The following is a 20,574-nucleotide window of genomic DNA, read 5'->3' on the forward strand; positions in this document are numbered from 1 at the left end:
CCGGCTGACATGACTGGGTCTCCAACCTGAACACTTGGAGCTCCATGATGAACATTGCCCCTAACTTCCCAAAGCCCGACGTCACCACCGGGCCGCTTCCCGCCTCGACCAAGATCTTCTTAGCAGGAGACATGCATCCGGACATTCGCGTACCCCTGCGCCAGATCGCGCTGCACCCGACTTCGGGCGAACCACCGGTTAATGTCTACGATTCCTCAGGTCCCTACACAGATCCGCTGGCAACCATCGCAATCGATCAAGGCCTTGCCCGCCGCCGTCTGGATTGGGTCAGGCAGCGCGGCGATGTGGAGGCCTATGACGGCCGCGATGTAAAGCCAGAGGACAACGGCTTCGTCTCCGCAGAGAAACTCACGCCGGCGTTTCCCGTGAAACATCAGCCGCTTCGCGCAACGGGCGGCAAGGCCGTCACACAGCTCGCCTATGCCCGCGCCGGCATCATCACGCCGGAAATGGAATATGTGGCGATCCGCGAAAACCTTGCCCGCAAGGCCATGAAAGAAGCGCTCATCCGCGACGGCGAAAGCTTCGGCGCCGCGATCCCCGATCACGTGACGCCGGAATTCGTCCGCCAAGAGATCGCTCTGGGCCGGGCAATCATTCCCGCCAACATCAACCATCCCGAACTGGAGCCTATGATCATCGGCCGGAATTTCCTGGTGAAGATCAACGCCAATATCGGCAACTCGGCCGTCACCTCCTCCATGGCTGAGGAAGTCGAGAAGATGGTCTGGGCGATCCGCTGGGGCGCCGACACGGTCATGGATCTCTCGACCGGCCGCAACATTCACAACATCCGCGACTGGATCCTGCGCAATTCACCCGTGCCGATCGGCACCGTGCCGCTCTACCAGGCGCTGGAAAAGGTCGGCGGCATTGCCGAGGATCTGACCTGGGAGGTCTATCGCGACACGCTGATCGAACAGGCCGAGCAGGGCGTCGACTACTTCACCATCCATGCCGGCGTGCGACTGCATTACATCCCGCTGACCGTCAACCGCGTCACCGGCATCGTTTCGCGCGGTGGTTCGATCATGGCCAAGTGGTGTCTGCATCATCACAAAGAGAGCTTCCTCTACGAGCATTTCGAGGAAATCTGCGACATCTGCCGCGCCTACGATGTCTCCTTCTCGTTGGGCGATGGCTTGCGCCCCGGCTCGATTGCCGATGCCAATGATGCCGCCCAGTTTGCCGAGCTGGAGACGCTGGGTGAGCTGACCAAGATTGCCTGGGAGAAAGATTGCCAGGTGATGATCGAGGGTCCCGGCCATGTTCCCATGCACAAGATCAAGGAAAACATGGACAAGCAGCTGAAGACCTGCGGCGAGGCCCCCTTCTACACGCTGGGGCCGCTGACGACGGATATCGCGCCGGGTTACGACCACATCACCTCGGGCATTGGGGCGGCGATGATCGGCTGGTTCGGCACGGCCATGCTCTGCTACGTCACGCCGAAGGAGCATCTGGGTCTTCCCGACCGTGACGACGTCAAGGTGGGTGTCATCACCTACAAGATCGCGGCGCATGCCGCAGACCTCGCCAAGGGTCATCCGGCAGCGCAGCTGCGCGACGATGCGCTTTCCCGCGCCCGCTTCGAATTCCGCTGGGAGGACCAGTTCAATCTGTCGCTCGACCCGGAGACGGCGCGCTCCATGCATGACGAAACACTGCCGAAGGAGGCACACAAGGTCGCGCATTTCTGCTCGATGTGCGGGCCGAAATTCTGCTCGATGCGGATCTCGCATGATATCCGCGCCGAGGCCCAGAAGGAGGGTCTGACCGCCATGGCGGAGAAGTACCGCGCCGGCGGCGATCTCTACATGACGGCAGACGAGATCGCGGCACTTGAGACGGGGGAGCAGTCATGACGGTTCTCGTGAAGGGCGCCGGTGTCGCGGGGCTGGCGACGGCGCTGGAACTGGCGCGCAGGGGTGTCTCCGTCGAGGTCGTGGAGCGCCGAGCCGATATCGGGCTTGGCGCCTCCCATTGGGCGGGCGGCATGCTTGCCCCCTATTGCGAGCGGGAGGCGGCGGAAGAGATCGTGCTGACATCAGGTCTCTTGGCTGCCGACTGGTGGGACGAGGCCGTGCCCGGTCTCGTCCAACGCCGGGGCACGCTGGTGCTGGCCAATCCCCGCGATCTTGCCGACCTCAAGCGATTTGCGACCCGCACGCGCGGTCATCGCTGGCTGGGCGAAGAGGAGATCCGAGACCTGGAGCCGGATCTCGCCGGGCGTTTCGGCACCGGCCTTTTCTTTGCAGAGGAGGCCCATCTCGATCCCCGCAAGGCATTGCGGGGTCTTTATCAGGCAGTGCGGCAGCTGGGTGTCTCCTTCCGCTTCGGCGAGGAGGCGGGTGATGCGGGAGCCTATTCGAGCGTCGTCGATTGCCGGGGGCCGCAGGCGATCAGTGAGATCGAAGACCTGCGCGGCGTGCGTGGCGAGATGCTCTATCTCGAGACAAGCGATGTCACCCTCTCCCGCCCCGTGCGCCTCCTGCATCCCCGCCACCCCCTCTACATCGTGCCGCGCGGCAACGGGCTGTTCATGCTGGGCGCGACCATGATCGAGACAGAGGATGACGGGCCGATCACGGCGCGCTCGATGATGGAACTGCTCAACACCGCCTATGCGCTGCACCCGGCCTTTGCCGAGGCGCGCATCGTGGAAACCGGTACCGGCATCCGCCCGGCTTTCCCGGACAATGTGCCCCGCCTCGTCGAGACGGCAGAAGGTTTGGCGGTTGCGGGCATGCATCGCCACGGCTTTCTGCTCGCTCCGGCATTGGCCCGTGAAGCCGCAGATAGGCTTTCGACCGCCCACGCCCTGGAGAAAAGGAGGACCGCATGAAGCTCACCGTTAACGGAGAAACCCTGGAGCTCGATGCAGGCAATCTCGCCGATCTGCTCGCAAAGCTCGACTACGAAGGCGACTGGCTGGCAACCGCCATCAATGGCGAGCTGGTTCACCGCGAGGAGCGGGCCGCCCACCCTTTGAACGATGGCGACCGGATAGAGATCCTCTCGCCCATGCAGGGAGGCTGAGATGGCACTCGAACTCTACGGCAAGACAGTCGCCTCGCGCCTATTGCTCGGCACCGCGCGTTACCCCTCGCCTGCGGTGCTCGCAGAGGCCGTGCGGCGCTCGAAGACCGAGATCGTCACCGTCTCGCTGCGCCGGGAGACCGCGGGGGGCAAGGCGGGCGGCGCCTTCTTCCAGCTGATCCGTGAGCTCGGCGTTCACGTCCTGCCCAACACCGCCGGCTGCCACAGCGCCCGCGAAGCGGTGCTGACGGCGAAGATGGCGCGCGAGGTCTTCGGCACCACCTGGATCAAACTCGAGGTGATCGGCCATCACGACACGCTGCAGCCTGACGTTTTCCAACTGGTAGAAGCGGCGAAGATCCTCGTTTCAGAGAGCTTCGAGGTTTTCCCCTACACGACCGACGATCTGGTGGTCGGGGAGAAACTGCTCGCCGCTGGCTGCCGGGTGCTGATGCCCTGGTGCGCGCCAATCGGCAGCGCCATGGGGCCGCAGAATCTGCCGGCACTCAAATCCATGCGGGCGGAATTCCCGGATGTGACGCTGATCGTCGATGCCGGCATCGGTCGCCCGTCCCACGCCACCACCGTGATGGAACTCGGTTATGACGCCGTGCTGCTCAACACCGCCGTCGCCAGCGCCGGCGATCCGGCTGCCATGGCCGAGGCCTTTGCCAAGGCCATCGAGGCAGGGCATATTGCTCATGGAGCAGGCATGCTGGAACCGCGCGACATGGCCGTGCCATCCACCCCCGTGATTGGAAAGGGGGTCTTTGCATGAAGCTCGATCCCTTCTACCTCATCGTCGACAATGCCGACTGGATTGAGCGGCTTGTGCCGCTGGGGGTCAAGCTGGTGCAGCTGCGGATGAAGGATACCGAGGAGAGCGTGCTTCGCCAGCACATCCGCCGCGCCCGGCAATGCTGTGCCGACCACGGCTGCCAGCTCATCGTCAACGACTTCTGGCAGCTCGCCATCGACGAGGCCTGCGACTTCGTCCATTTGGGACAGGAGGATCTGGCAACGGCAGACCTCGCCGCCATCCGCAGCGCGGGCCTGAAGATTGGCCTCTCAACGCACGACGAGGCCGAGCTCGAAACGGCACTCGCCGCCAAGCCTGACTATATTGCCCTCGGCCCGGTCTATCCGACGATCCTGAAAAAAATGCCCTGGGCGCCACAAGGCCTGGAACGGCTGACATCCTGGAAGGAAAAGGTCGCCCCCCTGCCCTTGGTCGCGATCGGCGGGCTTCGCCCTGACCGGCTTCCCGGCATCTTTGCAGCCGGGGCAGACAGTGCCGCCGTCGTGACGGACATCACGCTCAATGCCGATCCCGAGGCGCGAACCCGGGAATGGCTTGATGTGACCGAGCCGCGGCGTTGACCATGGTCGCGCAGTTTTGCCCGCTCTACTGGTAATTCCGCTGCATTTCCGCCATATAGGCTGAAAGTGCAGTTGTATGGAGTGACGATGTCGGATCGGGTCGAATTCGCGAGGATGAACGGGCTTGGCAACAAGATCCTGGTCGTCGACATGCGCGGTCGCACCGACCGGGTGACCCCGGCTGCCGCAGTCGCGCTCGCCGCCGACCCCGCGACCGCCTTCGATCAGATCATGGCCATCCATGATCCCAAGGTCGATGGTACCGACGCCTATATCGACATCCTGAACTGCGACGGCTCTAAGGCCCAGGCTTGTGGTAATGGCACCCGCTGTGTGGTGCAGGCGCTTGCCAGCGAAACCGGTCGCAAGAGTTTCACCTTCCAGACGATCGCCGGCATCCTGAATGCCGTCGAGCATCAGGATGGCACAATCTCCGTTGACATGGGCAAGCCCGTCTTTGCCTGGGACAAGATCCCGCTCTCGGAAGAATTCCACGACACCAGCCGCATCGAACTGCAGATCGGCCCGATCGACGCGCCGATTCTGCATTCGCCCTCGGCCATGTCGATGGGCAATCCGCATGCTGTGTTCTGGGTCGATCGCGATCCGATGACCTATGATCTGGAACGCTTCGGGCCGCTCCTCGAAAACCATCCGATATTCCCGGAAAAGGCCAATATCACGCTGGCCCAGATCACCTCGAAGACAACAATGGTAACACGCACCTGGGAACGCGGAGCCGGCCTGACGCTCGCCTGCGGCTCTGCAGCCTGTGCCGCCGGCGTGTCCGCAGCGCGCACAGGCCGCACCGAGCGCAAGGTGACGATCACGGTGGCGTCGAGCCCCAATCGCGGCACGCTAACCATCGACTGGCGTCCCGATGATAAGGTCGTCATGACCGGCCCCGCCGAATGGGAATGGTCCGGCATGGTTGATCCGGCAACCGGCAGCTGGCAGCGCGACACAAGCGCCGATGCAGAGGCCGCCACCCAGTGACCTCCGCGCGACACGGCGCCGTCGAGGTCATCACCTTCGGCTGTCGCCTGAACACCTATGAATCAGAAGTCATGAAGGCCGAAGCCGCCAAAGCCGGCCTCGACAATGCGATCCTCGTCAACACCTGTGCGGTGACCTCGGAAGCTGTGCGCCAGGCCCGCCAGGCGATCCGCCGGGCGCGGCGGGAAAACCCGCAAGCGCGTATCATCGTCACCGGCTGCGCGGCCCAAACGGAAGCGCAGAATTTCGCCGCCATGCCCGAGGTGGACGCCGTCTTGGGCAACGAGGAAAAGCTCAAGGCCGAGCACTATCGCCGCCTGCCGGATTTCGGCGTCTCGGCGGAACAAAAGGTTGCCGTCAACGACATCATGAGCGTCACCGAAACGGCACCGCAGATGGTGGCGCATATCGACGGGCATGTGCGCGGCTTCCTCCAGGTGCAGAACGGCTGCGATCACCGCTGCACCTTCTGCATCATTCCCTATGGCCGTGGCAATTCGCGCTCCGTGCCGATGGGCGCTGTCGTCGAGCAGGCGCGAAAACTCGTCGAAAACGGCTATCGCGAAGTGGTGCTGACAGGCGTCGATGCGACGAGCTATGGCGCGGACCTGCCCGGCATTCCGACGCTCGGCCTTCTCGCCAAGACACTGCTGAAACAGGTGCCGGATATCCAGCGCCTGCGCCTTTCCTCGATCGACAGCATCGAGGCCGACAGCCATCTCTTCGACCTGATCGCCGATGAGCCGCGCTTCATGCCGCATCTGCATCTGTCGCTGCAGCATGGCGACGACATGATCCTGAAGCGCATGAAGCGCCGGCATTCGCGTTCCGATGCGATCGCCTTTGCCGAGCAGGTCCGGCGCCTGCGCCCCGGCTTTGCCTTTGGCGCCGACATGATCGCCGGTTTTCCGACAGAGACCGAGGAGATGGCGGCAAACTCCGCGCGCCTTGCCAAGGAGATCGGCATCGCACATCTGCATGTATTCCCCTACAGCCCCCGCCCCGGCACGCCGGCAGCCCGCATGCCGCAGCTCGACCGGGCGCTCGTCAAGGCACGGGCGGCCGGGCTTCGGGCCGTGGCCGAGAGATTGCAGGCTATGCATCTCGCCTCCCGAGTTGGGACCCGGCAGAAGCTGCTGGTCGAGCGCAACGAAATGGCGCATACGGAAGACTTCACCCTCGTTGCGACACCGGGCATGACACCTGGCAGTCTGATAGAGGTTTCGATCGGCGGGCATACCAGCCGCCATCTGACGATTGCATCGGCAGCGGCAAACGCTGCTGCCTGACAGACGGAATAGAGTGACCATGGCCCTCGGCTTCATTAAGAAAGTCTTCACCTTCGGCAAGGAGAAGCCGGCAGAAACGCCTGCAGCGCCGCCGGAGCTGACGGCTGAAGAGAAGTCCGCGATTTTAGCCGAGAGTGAGCCGAAGGGTCGCGACGAAGACTTGCCCATTGCAGAAGATCCCGTTCTCGCCGAGGAAATGGCAACAGCTGGCGGTTCGGCAGTGGATCTCGAAGCGGATCAGGACGAGCCTGATGCATCGGAACTGACGATAACAGCGGCGACCGATCTTAGCATGGTGCCGCTGGAGCTTCTCGAAGCGGAAGAGGCCGTCGAGCAGGACTTGGGCGGCGGGGACACCGAGCCGACGCCGCCCCCAACGCCGACCTTCCACGAAAACCCTGTGCAGCCCGCCGATATATCGCAGGGTGTGATCGCCGACGCAGTCGATCCTACGGAGACACCTATAGCTGTCGCTCTGCCGAAGGGTTTTTCTGCGGCGGAGACTGCGCCGCCGCCAATCGATGTGGTTCCGCAGGTCAAGCAAACCTGGTTTCAGCGCCTGACGGCAGGCCTCTTCCGCACTTCCTCGCAGCTGACTGGCCAGATCACCGCGCTATTCACCAAGCGCAAACTGGATGACGAGACGCTGGAGGAACTGGAAGACCTGCTGATCCAGGCCGACCTCGGCGTGGAAACGGCGCTCCGCGTCACCGACACGCTGGCCTCCGAGCGCTATGGCAAGGACGTGACCGGCGAGGACGTGACCAAGATCATGGCGACAGAGATCGTCAAGGTGCTGAAGCCGGTCGCCAAGCCGCTCGCTCTCGATCTCAGCCACAAGCCGCATGTCATTCTCGTCGTTGGTGTCAACGGCACCGGCAAGACGACAACCATCGGCAAGCTGGCCGCCAAGCTGTCGGGCTCGGGGCTGAAGGTGATGCTGGCGGCCGGCGATACCTTCCGTGCGGCCGCCATCGAGCAGCTGAAGATCTGGGCCGACCGCACCGGCTCGACCTTCATTGGCACCAAGCTCGGCGCCGATGCCGCAGGCCTCGCCTATGAGGCCTTCGAGAAGGCCAAGGCGGAAAAATCCGATGTCCTGATTATCGACACCGCCGGCCGTCTGCAGAACAAGACGGAGCTGATGGCGGAACTCGAAAAGATCGTCCGCGTTCTCGGCAAGCTGGATCCGGATGCGCCGCATACGGTGCTGCAGACGCTGGATGCCACGACAGGCCAGAACGCCCTCCAACAGGTCGAGATCTTCCGCAATGTGGCGGGCGTCAACGGCCTGATCATGACCAAGCTCGACGGCACGGCGCGCGGCGGCATTCTGGTTGCCATCGCCGCCAAACACAAGTTGCCCGTCTATTTCATCGGCGTCGGCGAAGGCATCGACGACCTCGAACCCTTCGAGGCGGAAGACTTCGCCAGTGCCATCGCCGGCATCGCGCGCTGAGCGCCGGAAACGTTAGGAAACGACATCATGTCGGACACATCCACCGATACCCACGCCTCCAAGGCCGAGAAACAGAACCCGCTGCTGAAAATGGCCCTGGAACTCGGGCCGCTCCTGATCTTCTTCTTCGGCAACCTGCGCGGCGAATGGCTCGCCAGAACCTTTCCGGAACTGACCGCAATCGGCGGACCGCTCCTGATCGCGACCGCCCTCTTCATGGTCGCAACTGTGATCTCGCTGATCATTTCGAAGATCGTCTTCAAGCACCTGCCGGTCATGCCCTTCGTGTCGGGTATTGTCGTTATGGTCTTCGGCGGCCTGTCGATCTGGCTGCAAGACGACACCTTCATCAAGATGAAGCCGACCATCGTCAACACGCTCTTCGGCGTCGTTCTGCTCGGGGGCCTGGCCTTCGGCACCTCGCTGCTGGGTTACGTCTTCAACGCGGCCTTCCAGCTGGACGCTGAAGGATGGCGGAAGCTGACGCTCCGCTGGGGCATCTTCTTCCTCTTCCTCGCCGTGTTGAACGAGGTCGTCTGGCGCAATTTTTCCGATGATGTCTGGGTCAGCTTCAAGGTCTGGGGCACCATGCCGATCACCATCCTCTTTACGCTCGCCCAGATGCCGCTGATCATGAAGCACTCGCTGGAAGAGAAGGAAGCGGAATGACCGATACGACCAGCCAGGCGGGCGAGAACTCGACGACGCGTTTCTGGCTGGCGGTGACCTTCGTCATCATCCTCGTTCAGGTTGTCTCCCAGTATCTGATGGGGCGACTCTGGATCTGCGAATGCGGCTATGTGAAGCTCTTCGAAGCGGGCGTGAATACGCCCGGCAATTCGCAGCACCTGTTCGACTGGTACACGCCATCGCACATCATCCATGGCTTCCTCTTTTATGGCCTCGGCTGGCTCGTGCTGCGCAGGAAGCCGCTGACGGCAAAGCTCGCGCTGGCGGCCCTGATCGAAGCCGGCTGGGAAATCCTGGAAAACTCGCCTCTTGTCATCGACCGCTACAGGACGGCCACCATGGCGGTCGGCTATAGCGGCGACAGCATCCTGAATTCCGGGATGGACATGGTGGCAATGATCGCCGGATTCTTCTTTGCGGTGCGCGCGCCGATCTGGCTGACGGTGGTGCTCACGATCGCGTTCGAAATCCTGACGGCCATCGTCATCAGAGACAACCTGACGCTCAACGTCGTCATGCTGGTTTGGCCGATCGAGGCGGTGAAGACATGGCAGGGAGCTCTCTGATCGAGGAGGCTCAGCTGCCGGCAAGCGCCTTTTCGATCGCCGGCATCAGCTGAGTTTGAAAGCTCTCCGGATCGAAGGGACCGACCTTCTTGTAGAGGATCATGCCATCGGGTCCCACGAGATAGCTTTCCGGAATGCCATAGACGCCCCAATCGATGGCAGCCTTGCCATTTGGATCAACCCCGATCGCGTCGTAGGGATTGCCGAGTTCGCCAAGAAACCGCAGGGCGTTGTCGTTGCGATCCTTGTAATTGATCCCGACGACATTGACGCGCGGGTCCTTGGAGAGTTCGAGCAGCATCGGGTGTTCCTGGCGGCAGGGCACGCACCAGGAGGCAAACACATTGACCAGCGTCAGCTTGCCTGAAATGGCAGCCGTGGTCAGTGCTGGGAGCTCGGAGCCCTCAAGGGCAACAAGGTCAAGCATGGGAGCCTTCGTCCCAATCAGTGCCGACGGGATCTCCGATACGTCGCGACCGGACTGGAGCTGCGTCATGAAGACCGCTGCCAGGCCGACAAACAGCAGAAGCGGCAGGGCGGCAATCAAGTACCGTCCACGCCCCTTGGAACCGGCTACATCGGGTTCTGTACGCTCGGTCATGCCGACGTGTCCTGTCCGGCAGGGGCCGAACGGCGGCGAATGCCCTGTCCTTCCAGTGCTTTCAGTTCCGCCCGCCGCGCCCGACCGTCGAGATAGATCCAGACGCCCAAGCTGAGACAGATCGCGGCTGTCAGTACATAAGATCCAATGACGTAGAAGGCGTGCGTCATGCCTGATGCTCCCGGCCAGCCTGACGGGCTGCCATGCGGCGCTGTGCGCCGACACGGCGGCGCCAGATCTCGTTGCGCATCGCCATCAAATGGAGCGTGAAAAAGAGGAGGGTGAAGGCCAGAGCCATGACGAGGAGTGGCCAGAGAAACTCGGGATGAATGGTCGGACCATCGAGGCGCATGACGCTGGCCGGCTGATGCAGCGTATTCCACCAATCGACCGAGAACTTGATAATCGGAATGTTGACGAAGCCGACCAGGATCAGGACGGCGCTGACCCGCGCGGCCTTGGACGGATCATCCATGGAGCGATTGAGCGCAATTAGGCCTAGATACATCAGGAACAGCACGAAGACTGACGTGAGGCGCGCATCCCAGACCCACCAGGTGCCCCACATGGGCTTGCCCCAGAGCGAACCGGTGACGAGAGCAATCAGGGTGAAGGCAGCACCGAGCGGGGCAGCCGCCTTGTGGCTGACATCCGCCAGCGGATGACGCCAGACCAGCGTCCCGATCGCCGAGATCGCCATCACGGAGTAACACATCATCGAGAGCCAGGCGGCAGGCACATGCACATACATGATCCGCACGGTATCGCCCTGCTGATAGTCGGTCTCGGACGTGAAACCAAGATATAGCCCCACGACAAAGAGGAGCGCGGTGATGCCGACGAACCACGGCAGAGCCCGCTCGACAAAAGCGAGGAATCGCGTCGGGTTGGCGAGATCGATAATCTTGGTCAGGGCAAGGCTACTGTCGGTCATGTCTTGTTCTAGCGTGTCTCAGGCGGCCCTGCAATTGATCCTGGTCAAGCTGAGTTGTCTCAATCGCCCGAACTGCGCAAGGCCGCGGCTGCCCCCACGGGTCCGATCACGGCAAAGAGAAGCGTGATGGCCGAGAGGAACATGAAGGGCGGCAGGAAGGGCGCAGGATCCTCGACCGCCGCATAGGAGGCACTGACCCCGAAGATCAGCACGGGGACGGCGAGCGGCAGCACGAGAATGGAGACCAGCAGACCGCCGCGGGGCAGGGCGATGGCCACCGCCGCGCCGGCCGCACCGATGAAGGTGATGGCCGGCGATCCGACCAGCAGTGTCAGCATCACGGCGCCGATGGCAACCTCATCCATGTTCATGAAGAGACCGAGCAGCGGCGAGGCGATCACGAGCGGCAGACCAGTCGCAACCCAATGTGCCAAGCATTTCACAAGCACTGTGAGCACGAGCGGTGTTTCCTGCATCAGCAGGATGTCGAGCGACCCGTCGTCGCGTTCGGCCTGAAACAGCCGATCGAGGCCGAGCAGGGCAGAGAGCAGGGCCCCGATCCAGACGATGGCAGGTCCGATTCGCGAGAGGAGATTGAGATCCGGCCCCACACCGAAGGGGATGACGGCAACGACGGTGGTGAAGAACAGGACCCCGATCATCGCGCCGCCGCCGGCACGGACGGAGAGTTTCAGATCGCGGAGAAAGAGCGCCATCATGCGGAATACTCCAGTTCGACGCCATCGAAGCCGAGCATCTCCAGCGTCTGGGCTCCATCCATCCCGAGCGGCTGATGGGTTGCGGCAAGGGCGATGCCGCCCGCTTCCCGGTGACGACGCACCAGACCTTCGAACATCGCGTCGGCCTTGCGATCGAGTGCGGCCGTCGGCTCGTCGAGGATCCAGACCGGGCGATGCGCGACAAGAAGCCGCGCCATGGCGAAGCGCCGCTGCTGACCGGCAGAAAGATAGCCGTACGGAAGATGCGTGATGCCGGAGAGATCGACGGCCGCAGCAGCCTCCTCCACGCTAAGGCCCGTTCCTCCGCCGATATCGCCGAGGAAGGATTTCCAGAAGGCGAGGTTCTCGGCGACCGTCAGCTCGCGTTTCATCCCGTTTCGATGGCCGAGGTAATGGCTGAATTCTCCGGCTGGCCGGGCCTCTCCGTCCGCGTCGGAGACACAGACCGCCCGGCCTGTCTCCGGACGAAGCAGTCCGGCAATGACGCGCAGAAGCGTCGATTTCCCGGAGCCGTTTCGGCCCGTCAGAACCATCGCTTCTCCTGGAGCCAACTTAAAGGAAACATTAACGAAAATCAGATCCTCGCCACGGCGCGCTGAGAGATTTTCGGCTTCGAGCCTGATCATGGTCGCCTTCTGGCAGGATGAGGCCTGCCTCATAAAAAATTCCGTTTTCGTCCTTCGTCGGTCTGGCGCCTTTCTTAGAAATTATCTATAAGACCTGCAACCACGCCAGCGGCCGGCGTGAAGTTCATCCTTGTGCCGAACTTGAATATCGCGAGGAGCGGTTTTCACGTGCGGACAGCGGAAATGGTCGTACCCGCATCCTGATGTGCATGAAGTGCATAGGCGTCCGCACGATTGTGTTGGCTATCAGAATATGCGGGGTTCTATCCGTGGCTAAATCTCTCGACAGTTTCAATTGCCGGTCGGTCCTGACCGTCGACGGCAAGGACTATGTCTACTACAGCATCCCGAAGGCCGAAGCGAACGGTCTCGCCGGTGTATCGAAGCTCCCATACTCGATGAAGGTGCTTCTCGAGAACCTTCTCCGCAACGAGGATGGCCGCTCGGTCACCAAGAAGGACATTCAGGCCGTCGCTGAATGGCTTGTTAACAAAGGCCTGGCCGAAGCGGAAATCGCCTACCGCCCGGCCCGCGTGCTGATGCAGGACTTCACCGGCGTTCCCGCCGTTGTCGACCTCGCCGCCATGCGCGACGCCATGGTCAATCTCGGTGGCGATCCGGAAAAGATCAATCCGCTGGTTCCCGTCGACCTAGTCATCGACCACTCTGTGATCGTCGACGAATTCGGCACGCCAACGGCCTTTGCCCGCAACGTCGAGCTCGAATACGAGCGCAACGGCGAGCGCTACCGCTTCCTGAAGTGGGGCCAGCAGGCATTCAAGAACTTCCGCGTCGTGCCGCCCGGCACCGGCATCTGTCACCAGGTCAATCTGGAATACCTCGGCCAGACCGTCTGGACCAAGGATGAGGACGGCGAAACCACCGCTTACCCGGACACCTGCGTCGGCACGGACAGCCACACCACGATGATCAACGGTCTCGGCGTTCTCGGCTGGGGCGTTGGTGGTATCGAAGCCGAAGCCGCCATGCTCGGCCAGCCCGTCTCCATGCTGCTGCCGGAAGTCATCGGCTTCAAGCTGACAGGCAAGGTGAAGGAAGGCGTGACCGCGACCGACCTCGTTCTGACCGTGGTGCAGATGCTGCGCAAGAAGGGCGTCGTCTCCAAGTTCGTCGAATTCTTTGGCCCCGGCCTTGATTCGATGTCGCTCGCAGACCGCGCCACGATCGGCAACATGGGTCCGGAATACGGCGCGACTTGCGGCTTCTTCCCGGTTGACGGCGAAACCATCAACTACCTGACGATGTCCGGCCGCACCAAGGACCGCATCGCCCTCGTCGAAGCCTATTCCAAGGCACAGGGCATGTGGCGCGATGGCGACGGTTCGGACCTCGTCTTCACCGACACGCTCGAACTCGACCTCGGCGACGTCGTGCCGTCCATGGCCGGCCCGAAGCGTCCGGAAGGCCGTCTGCCGCTCGAAACCATTGCTCCGAACTTCGCAACGGCTCTCGAGAACGACTACAAGAAGCCGGGTCAGCTGACCAACCGCTACGCGGTCGAAGGCACCGACTATGATATCGGCCATGGCGACGTGGCGATTGCGGCCATCACCTCCTGCACCAATACCTCGAACCCGAGCGTTCTGATTGCGGCTGGCCTGCTGGCCCGCAATGCCGTCGCCAAGGGCCTGAAGTCGAAGCCGTGGGTGAAGACCTCGCTGGCACCGGGATCCCAGGTTGTTGGCGAATATCTTGCCAAGTCCGGCCTTCAGACGTCGCTTGATGCTCTCGGCTTCAACCTCGTTGGCTTCGGTTGCACGACCTGCATCGGCAACTCCGGCCCGCTGCCGGCGCCGATCTCGAAGACGATCAACGACAAGGGCCTGATCACGGCCGGTGTGCTCTCGGGCAACCGCAACTTCGAAGGCCGCATCTCGCCTGACGTCCAGGCCAACTATCTGGCATCGCCGCCGCTGGTCGTCGCCTACGCACTCGCCGGTACCGTCCAGAAGGACCTGACCACCGAGCCGCTCGGCGAAGACCAGAACGGCAACCCTGTGTTCCTCAAGGACATCTGGCCGACCTCGCACGAGATCCAGGAATTCATCCTGAAATACGTCACGCGCGAACTCTACGAATCGAAGTATGCCGACGTCTTCAAGGGCGACGAAAACTGGCAGGCCGTTCAGGTTCCTGCCGGTCAGACCTATGCCTGGGACGACAAGTCGACCTATGTGCAGAACCCGCCTTACTTCGTCGGCATGGGCAAGACCGGCTCGGGCCTGAAGGACATCAAGGGCGCCCGTGTCCTCGGTCTCTTCGGCGACAAGATCACCACCGACCACATCTCTCCGGCCGGTTCGATCAAGGCAGCGTCTCCGGCAGGTGCCTACCTGACCGACAACGGCGTCGCTGTGGCGGACTTCAACCAGTACGGCACGCGCCGTGGCAACCATGAAGTCATGATGCGCGGCACCTTCGCCAACATCCGCATCCGCAACCACATGCTCGGCCCGAACGGCAAGGAAGGTGGCTACACGGTCCACTATCCGTCCAAGGAAGAGCTGTCGATCTACGATGCGGCCATGATGTACAAGGAAGAGGGCGTTCCGCTCGTCATCTTCGCGGGTGTCGAATACGGTAACGGTTCGTCGCGTGACTGGGCGGCCAAGGGCACCAACCTGCTCGGCGTCAAAGCCGTGATCGCACAGTCCTTCGAGCGTATCCACCGTTCGAACCTCGTCGGCATGGGCGTCGTGCCCTTCACCTTCGAGGACGGCACCACCTGGGCCTCGCTCAACCTCAAGGGCGACGAGATCGTCACGATCGAGGGCCTGGAAGGCGACATCAAGCCGCGCGAGAAGAAGATCGCCAAGATCACCTACTCCGACGGCACCGTGAAGGACGTACCGCTGCTCTGCCGCATCGATACGCTCGACGAAGTCACCTACATGAACAATGGTGGCATCCTGCAGACCGTTCTGCGCGATCTCGCCGCCTGATCCGTCTAAGGCACAAGACCATGAGAGGCCGTCGGGAAACCGGCGGCCTTTTCTTTTGCATCAGCACGCTCGGCCGGTGCCGAAAGTTTCACCCCATCGTGACTTCCCGCACGGCGCTCTTGGCGCTATCAGTGCTGCACTCAAGTGAAGGCATCTCGATAGCATGCGGCACAAGAACTCTGACAAGACAACGGCATGGGTCACGGCATGGGCAATGGTCGCCCTCGCTGCGTCAATGCTGTTCCTCTTTCCGGGGCAAGGCACGGCCGAGGAATTTGTCGAACCAAAAGGTGTCGTAGAGCTTTTCACCTCGCAGGGCTGTCGTTCATGCCCGCCTGCCGATCGCGCCTTTGAGAAACTGGTGCGCCAGGGAGAAGTGGTGGCACTCTCCTATCACGTCGATTACTGGAATTATCTCGGCTGGGCCGATACGCTTGCCACGCCAGAGAACACAGAGCGGCAATATGCCTATGCGAAGGCTTTTGGCCGGAGCGGCGTTTATACGCCCCAAGCGGTTCTCAACGGTCGAGAGCACCTGAAGGGTACGGATGCAACGGATATCGACCGTCGTCTTCAGAAGCTCCAGTCTGCCGGCAATGGCCTGCTCGTACCCATCCGCGCCTCGCGGCACGACGACCAGTTGACGATCTCCGTCGGCGCGGGTCACGGCAAGGCCAATGTTGTCGTCGTCTACTTCCGCCAGCACCAGACCGTCGAGGTCCTCAAGGGTGAAAACACCGGACAGAACCTGGACTACTGGCACAGCGTGACGGATGTGCAGACCGTCGGCATGTGGGACGGCAAGGCTCTGGACCTCACGCTGCCCGCCAGACGCATGGGCGACGACAAGAGCGACGGCTGCGCTATCCTACTGCAGGCAGCGGATGAGAAAGGAAACCCATCTCACATCGTCGGTGCGACGATGATGATGGTGAAGCCGAAGACTCTGTAAGGGAAAAGAACCTGGTGTGGTCCGGCCCAGAAGCATTGGGGGGCTGGGGGTAAGGGGTCAATGCGCCAGACCGGACCGTTTGGCGCACCGCGCCAACCAAGTTAGTTATATACTATCGCAAAAAGCGGCGCAGGTATGTTCAAATTTGGGCAGCCGCACGTTTATCTGATTTGACGCGTGACAACGGTCACACACGATCGCCAAAAGTTGAAACGAAAAAAGCCCGTCCGGCAGGCGGACGGGCTTCTGATGCAATTGCCGTGGTCGCGACTTAGCCCTGCAGGGCGTCGTAGGCCGCAACGCTTCTGACGGCACGCTCGCCAATCAGCTTGGCATCGTCGCCCGGCTTGTACAGGCTGGAGCCGAGGCCGAACGCACGAACGCCGACTTTCCAGTAATCGGCGAAGTTGGCATCGGAGACACCACCAACAGCACCGATCGGCAGGTTCGGTGGCAGGATCGCCTTGATGGCCGAAATGCCGCCTGGTCCGAGCACGCTTGCCGGGAAGAACTTCAGCGCTGCAGCGCCAGACTTGGCGGCAAGAAGCGCTTCGGTCGGCGTGAAGACGCCCGGCATTGCCACCATGCCATGGGCGACGGCACGCCTGATGACGTCGGGTTCGACATTCGGCGTCACGAGCAGATTTCCACCAACGTCGTGAAGGCGATCGACCTGGGCGACCTCGAGAACGGTGCCCGCACCGATCAGAACGTTTGCGGGCGCGCGCTTGCGCGCCTTCTCGATCGAGACGAAGGGATCAGGCGAGTTCAGGGGAACTTCGATCGCTTCGAAGCCAGCCTCGATGAGAGCATCGACGGTTGCCTCGATCTCGGTCGGCTTGATGCCGCGCAGGATGGCAACGAGGTTGCGGCGAAGGGCGGGCCAGGCAACGGAGGCGGTCATCGTTCAGTCCTTGAATTCATGATCGAAAAGCGAAAGCGCGGAGGCAAGCAGGCCACGGCGCACCAGCAGGCCGCCATCAAGCAGGACAGGCTCACCGCCGGCCTTGGTGATAGCGCGCGCATAAAGACGCGTCAGCTTTCCCGTGCCGATCAAATAGGCCTTTCCGTGGCGCAGAAGGTCTTCTCGGATGGCAGCGATCTCGGCACCGATGAGCAGGCCGGAAAGACGAGCTGCCGGATTGACCTTTGCCCCTTGGCCCGCAAGCAGGCTTTCGGCACGGATTGAGAACAGCACGGATGTCAGAGCAAATCCGGGCTGCAGCGCCTGATCGACGGCAGCGTCGAAAATGTCGGGATCCGCCTCCGTATCCCCATCTTCAGGAACGGACAGCCGCAGGATCGATTGCCGGCTAATCAGATTAAACAACTCACCGGTCATGACCGTCGAGAAGCGCCTGACCTGACCACCCTCGACCAAGGCCCATTTGGAATGTGTACCAGGCAGGCAGAACAGAGCGTTATCCAGGCCCTGCTCCAGCGCGCCGGCCAATTGCGTTTCCTCGCCGCGCATGACGTCAAAGGCGCCACCTTCGCGCTGGCAGACACCCGGAAGGATATAGACCGGGCGGTTGACGCCCTCGGGCTGGACGGCATGCTGGAAGAGGCCCACCAAAGGCGCTGGCGTTTCCACATAGGGTGCTTCGCGCCAGCCAGTGCGTGCTCCCGCCATACCAGCGACGACGACCGGTAGATCTGCAGGCGCGCCAAGCGCCGACAGGTGTCCCTCCAGCACCGCGGGATAGGCAGCCTTCTCCAGGCTGCCCATTCCCTCGGGCGACTGTCGTTCACCGATCACCGCACCCTGGCTGTCGACGAGCCAGATACGCAGGTTGCTGGTGCCCCAATCGACGAGCGCGGCAAACGGTGATCCAGTCACGTCGGCTCCTTAAGCCAGATCGATCGGCAGCAGGGCCGCCGGGATGTCCTGGTAGCAGACCGGCCGCAGGAAGCGGCGGATCGAGAGCGTACCGACAGAAGTCGCACCGAAGTTCGTGGACGCCGGATAGGGGCCACCATGAACCATGGAATCGGCCACTTCGACACCCGTCGGGAAACCGTTGGCGAGCACGCGGCCAGCCTTGCGCTCCAGGATTGGCATCAAACGCTTGCCAAGCGCTTCATCACCGGCGTCTACATGCAGAGATGCCGTCAACTGGCCGGAAAGGCTGCGGGCCATGGCGACCATTTCGTCTTCGCTTTCCGCGATGACAACAAGGCCGAGCGGGCCGAAGACTTCTTCGCCGAGCACGTGATTGTCGAGCCAGTCCTTGGCGGTGGTCTGGAACAGGTACGGTGTCGCGTTGCGCAGGTCGCAGGTAGATGTCAGCACCGAGCGCACGCCCTCGGTACCGGCGATACGTGTGGCACCGTCACGATAGGCCTTGGCGATGCCGTCGGTCAGCATGGTCTGCGGTCCGACACCCGAAAGGGCCTCGGTTGCGGTCTCGACAAACTTGTCGGCATCGGCGCCCTTCAGCAGCACAACGATACCAGGGTTCGTGCAGAACTGGCCGGCACCCATGGTCAGCGAACCGACCCAACCCTTGGCGATGGCTTCGCCACGGTTGGCAATCGCCTTCGGCAGCATGAACATCGGGTTGACCGAGCCGAGCTCGCCGAAGAACGGGATCGGTTCAGGGCGCTGGGCGCAGAGATCGAAGAGCGCGCGACCACCACCGAGCGAACCGGTAAATCCGACAGCCTTGATCAGCGGATGCTGGACCAGGGCCTGACCGACATCGCGGCTGCCGCCATGCACGAGCGAGAAGACGCCCGGGTGCACGCCGCAGCGCTTAATCGCGGCATCAATGGCGGACGCCACGATTTCACCCGTGCCCGGATGGGCATCATGCGCCTTGACGACAACGGGGCAGCCGGCAGCGAGGGCCGCTGCCGTGTCGCCACCGGCCGTCGAGAAGGCGAGCGGGAAGTTCGAGGCGCCGAAGACGGCAACCGGGCCGATTGGGCGCTGGACCATCTGAAGGTCCGGACGCGGAAGCGGCTTGCGGTCGGGCAGGGCTTCGTCGTGACGACGATCGAGATAATCGCCCTTGCGGATATGCGCCGCGAACAGGCGAAGCTGGCCGACAGTACGACCGCGCTCACCGATCAGCCGGGCTTCCGGCAGGCCGGTTTCCTGGGAGCCGATCTCGGTGATCGCATCGCCACGCGCATCGATTTCTTCTGCGATGGCATCCAGGAAAGCGGCACGCTCTTCGCGCGTCGAATAGGCATAGGTTTCGAAGGCCTCTTCAGCGGCCTTGACCGCCTGATCGACCAGGGCAGGCGTGCCCTTCGAGAAGGTGTGGGAGGAGCCCGTGGCAGGCGACGAGGCGAAGGTGTCCGTGCTGGCAATCCAGTTGCCGGCGATCAGGTGTTTTCCAGTCGGTGTATAGGCCATGGGTCGGGCCTCCTTTTCTTCTCAGTCTTCGAAGTGAGCGACGACTTTTCGTTCCCCGCAGAGGAATGAATCCGCCACGATTCGCAGCGGCTGATAGTCGGTGTCGCTCTGGCGGGAGCGGATGAGGTGGGCAAAGCGTTCGTAGATTCCCGCATATTCGCGGTCCGGGCCGGACGCCTGTTCCTTACCCCCGATATAGAGTTCCGAGCCGCCCTTTGAAAGGCGCAACTCGCCGGCATTCGTCTGGACTGTGATGTCCCACGTCTGCGGGCCTTCCTGTCGCCAGTCGAATTCGGCCGAGATGGGCGCGCCTTCGACGGTCCGCATGGCGATGGAAGCGGCGATCGGCTGCTTCTTGTTTTCCGGGAACTCCAGAGTGGATTTTTCCACCATGATGTGCCCCGGCACGATCTCCGTCAGGATGGAGAGTGCATTGATACCCGGATCGAAGACGCCAAAGCCGCCCGGCTCCCAGATCCAGGCCTGGCCGGGATGCCAGCGACGCACGTCTTCCTTCCAGACGATCGAGATCGACTGGATGAGCTTATCTGCGAGCCACTGCTTGGCAGGTTCGACACCGAGGGCAAAGCGCGAATGCCAGGTGGCAAACAAGGTGACGCCGCACTTGGCCGCAAGCGCCGAAAGGGCCTCGGCTTCGCCAAGCGTCGTTGCCGGCGGCTTTTCCATCAGCACATGGCGACCGGCAGCAATTGCCGCCTTTGCCATGTCGAAGCGGACTTCAGGCGGCGTGCAGAGCGACACGACCTTGATGTCCGGCCGTGTAGCCAGGAACTCATCAAAATCGGTGAAGTTCTCCGCACCGTCAACCTTGCCATGCCGGCTGACGCCGACGGCAACGACGAAGTCGTCACCGCCTGCGATCGATGGAATATGCTGGTCGCGGGCAATCTTGCCGATACCGACCAGCGCCAGCGGGATACGTGCTGCCATCTT

21 protein-coding genes are annotated in these 20,574 nt (G+C 62.3%); 12 read left to right on the top strand and 9 right to left on the bottom strand.

Going from position 1 to position 20,574, the window contains the following annotated elements; genetic code table 11:
• Positions 1 to 47 precede the first annotated feature (47 nt).
• The 10 genes from thiC to D4A92_RS05795 all read left to right on the top strand — a co-directional run bounded on the left by thiC (position 48) and on the right by D4A92_RS05795 (position 9,440).
• Positions 48 to 1,886: a phosphomethylpyrimidine synthase ThiC gene (gene thiC, locus D4A92_RS05750; RefSeq protein WP_203018678.1), complete on the top strand. Its 1,839-nt coding sequence runs from the start codon at positions 48 to 50 to the stop codon at positions 1,884 to 1,886.
• Positions 1,883 to 2,866, top strand: a complete 984-nt coding sequence (thiO, locus tag D4A92_RS05755) for a glycine oxidase ThiO (RefSeq protein WP_203018679.1) — start codon at positions 1,883 to 1,885, stop codon at positions 2,864 to 2,866. Before thiC ends, thiO begins: the two co-directional genes overlap by 4 nt.
• Positions 2,863 to 3,060 (top strand): sulfur carrier protein ThiS, encoded by a 198-nt coding sequence (thiS, locus tag D4A92_RS05760; RefSeq protein ID WP_203018681.1) that lies wholly within the window; start codon positions 2,863 to 2,865, stop codon positions 3,058 to 3,060. Before thiO ends, thiS begins: the two co-directional genes overlap by 4 nt.
• A 1-nt stretch (position 3,061) precedes the next feature.
• Entirely contained in the window at positions 3,062 to 3,838 is a 777-nt protein-coding gene (locus D4A92_RS05765; RefSeq protein ID WP_203018682.1) for a thiazole synthase, read from the top strand.
• Positions 3,835 to 4,440: a thiamine phosphate synthase gene (locus D4A92_RS05770; RefSeq protein ID WP_203018683.1), complete on the top strand. Its 606-nt coding sequence runs from the start codon at positions 3,835 to 3,837 to the stop codon at positions 4,438 to 4,440. The genes D4A92_RS05765 and D4A92_RS05770 overlap by 4 nt, the downstream gene beginning before the upstream one ends.
• An 87-nt stretch (positions 4,441 to 4,527) precedes the next feature.
• Positions 4,528 to 5,436 (top strand): diaminopimelate epimerase, encoded by a 909-nt coding sequence (gene dapF / locus D4A92_RS05775; RefSeq protein ID WP_203018684.1) that lies wholly within the window; start codon positions 4,528 to 4,530, stop codon positions 5,434 to 5,436.
• A 71-nt stretch (positions 5,437 to 5,507) separates the two neighbouring features.
• Positions 5,508 to 6,725, top strand: coding sequence for a tRNA (N(6)-L-threonylcarbamoyladenosine(37)-C(2))-methylthiotransferase MtaB (mtaB, locus tag D4A92_RS05780; RefSeq protein ID WP_246754084.1), 1,218 nt, complete (start codon positions 5,508 to 5,510; stop codon positions 6,723 to 6,725).
• A gap of 19 nt (positions 6,726 to 6,744) precedes the next feature.
• Positions 6,745 to 8,184, top strand: a complete 1,440-nt coding sequence (gene ftsY, locus D4A92_RS05785; protein WP_203018686.1) for a signal recognition particle-docking protein FtsY — start codon at positions 6,745 to 6,747, stop codon at positions 8,182 to 8,184.
• Between the two features lie 27 nt (positions 8,185 to 8,211).
• Positions 8,212 to 8,853: a septation protein A gene (locus D4A92_RS05790; RefSeq protein WP_203018687.1), complete on the top strand. Its 642-nt coding sequence runs from the start codon at positions 8,212 to 8,214 to the stop codon at positions 8,851 to 8,853.
• Positions 8,850 to 9,440, top strand: a complete 591-nt coding sequence (locus D4A92_RS05795; protein ID WP_203018688.1) for a DUF2585 domain-containing protein — start codon at positions 8,850 to 8,852, stop codon at positions 9,438 to 9,440. The genes D4A92_RS05790 and D4A92_RS05795 overlap by 4 nt, the downstream gene beginning before the upstream one ends.
• A gap of 10 nt (positions 9,441 to 9,450) precedes the next feature.
• Here D4A92_RS05795 and D4A92_RS05800 read toward each other — a convergent pair whose 3' ends face one another.
• Genes D4A92_RS05800 through ccmA form a run of 5 tightly spaced genes read right to left on the bottom strand, consistent with a single transcriptional unit; the run spans position 9,451 to position 12,338 of the window.
• Positions 9,451 to 10,041, bottom strand: coding sequence for a DsbE family thiol:disulfide interchange protein (locus tag D4A92_RS05800; protein WP_203018689.1), 591 nt, complete (start codon positions 10,039 to 10,041; stop codon positions 9,451 to 9,453).
• The gene (gene ccmD, locus D4A92_RS05805) at positions 10,038 to 10,211 is read right to left on the bottom strand and encodes a heme exporter protein CcmD (RefSeq protein ID WP_203018692.1); all 174 of its coding nucleotides are present in this window, start codon (positions 10,209 to 10,211) and stop codon (positions 10,038 to 10,040) included. Before ccmD ends, D4A92_RS05800 begins: the two co-directional genes overlap by 4 nt.
• On the bottom strand, positions 10,208 to 10,975 hold the full coding sequence (locus tag D4A92_RS05810) for a heme ABC transporter permease (protein ID WP_203018694.1): 768 nt from the start codon (positions 10,973 to 10,975) through the stop codon (positions 10,208 to 10,210). The genes ccmD and D4A92_RS05810 overlap by 4 nt, the downstream gene beginning before the upstream one ends.
• 59 nt (positions 10,976 to 11,034) lie before the next feature.
• Positions 11,035 to 11,694 carry a heme exporter protein CcmB gene (gene ccmB, locus D4A92_RS05815; RefSeq protein WP_203018696.1) on the bottom strand — a complete coding sequence of 220 codons (660 nt, stop codon included), beginning with the start codon at positions 11,692 to 11,694 and terminating at the stop codon, positions 11,035 to 11,037.
• Complete coding sequence (gene ccmA, locus D4A92_RS05820) at positions 11,691 to 12,338, bottom strand: heme ABC exporter ATP-binding protein CcmA (protein WP_203019847.1); 648 nt, start codon at positions 12,336 to 12,338, stop codon at positions 11,691 to 11,693. The genes ccmB and ccmA overlap by 4 nt, the downstream gene beginning before the upstream one ends.
• A gap of 272 nt (positions 12,339 to 12,610) precedes the next feature.
• On the opposite strand from ccmA, the gene acnA reads away from it, so the two are divergent.
• Positions 12,611 to 15,304, top strand: coding sequence for an aconitate hydratase AcnA (acnA, locus tag D4A92_RS05825; RefSeq protein WP_203018698.1), 2,694 nt, complete (start codon positions 12,611 to 12,613; stop codon positions 15,302 to 15,304).
• 235 nt (positions 15,305 to 15,539) lie between these two features.
• Complete coding sequence (locus tag D4A92_RS05830) at positions 15,540 to 16,256, top strand: DUF1223 domain-containing protein (protein WP_246754085.1); 717 nt, start codon at positions 15,540 to 15,542, stop codon at positions 16,254 to 16,256.
• A 271-nt stretch (positions 16,257 to 16,527) separates the two neighbouring features.
• Here the strand turns inward: D4A92_RS05830 and D4A92_RS05835 are convergent, their stop codons facing one another.
• Genes D4A92_RS05835 through D4A92_RS05850 form a run of 4 tightly spaced genes read right to left on the bottom strand, consistent with a single transcriptional unit; the run spans position 16,528 to position 20,571 of the window.
• A complete protein-coding gene (locus tag D4A92_RS05835; protein ID WP_203018700.1) occupies positions 16,528 to 17,160 on the bottom strand; it encodes a 2-dehydro-3-deoxy-6-phosphogalactonate aldolase in 633 nt (210 codons plus the stop codon).
• A 3-nt stretch (positions 17,161 to 17,163) separates the two neighbouring features.
• The gene (locus tag D4A92_RS05840) at positions 17,164 to 18,096 is read right to left on the bottom strand and encodes a 2-dehydro-3-deoxygalactonokinase (RefSeq protein WP_203018702.1); all 933 of its coding nucleotides are present in this window, start codon (positions 18,094 to 18,096) and stop codon (positions 17,164 to 17,166) included.
• 9 nt (positions 18,097 to 18,105) lie between these two features.
• Positions 18,106 to 19,620, bottom strand: coding sequence for an aldehyde dehydrogenase (NADP(+)) (locus D4A92_RS05845; RefSeq protein ID WP_203018704.1), 1,515 nt, complete (start codon positions 19,618 to 19,620; stop codon positions 18,106 to 18,108).
• 21 nt (positions 19,621 to 19,641) lie between these two features.
• Positions 19,642 to 20,571, bottom strand: coding sequence for a Gfo/Idh/MocA family protein (locus tag D4A92_RS05850; protein WP_203018706.1), 930 nt, complete (start codon positions 20,569 to 20,571; stop codon positions 19,642 to 19,644).
• Between the last annotated feature and the right edge of the window lie 3 nt (positions 20,572 to 20,574).

Source organism: Rhizobium rosettiformans, assembly GCF_016806065.1.
In the GTDB taxonomy this organism is placed as follows: Bacteria; Pseudomonadota; Alphaproteobacteria; order Rhizobiales; family Rhizobiaceae; genus Allorhizobium.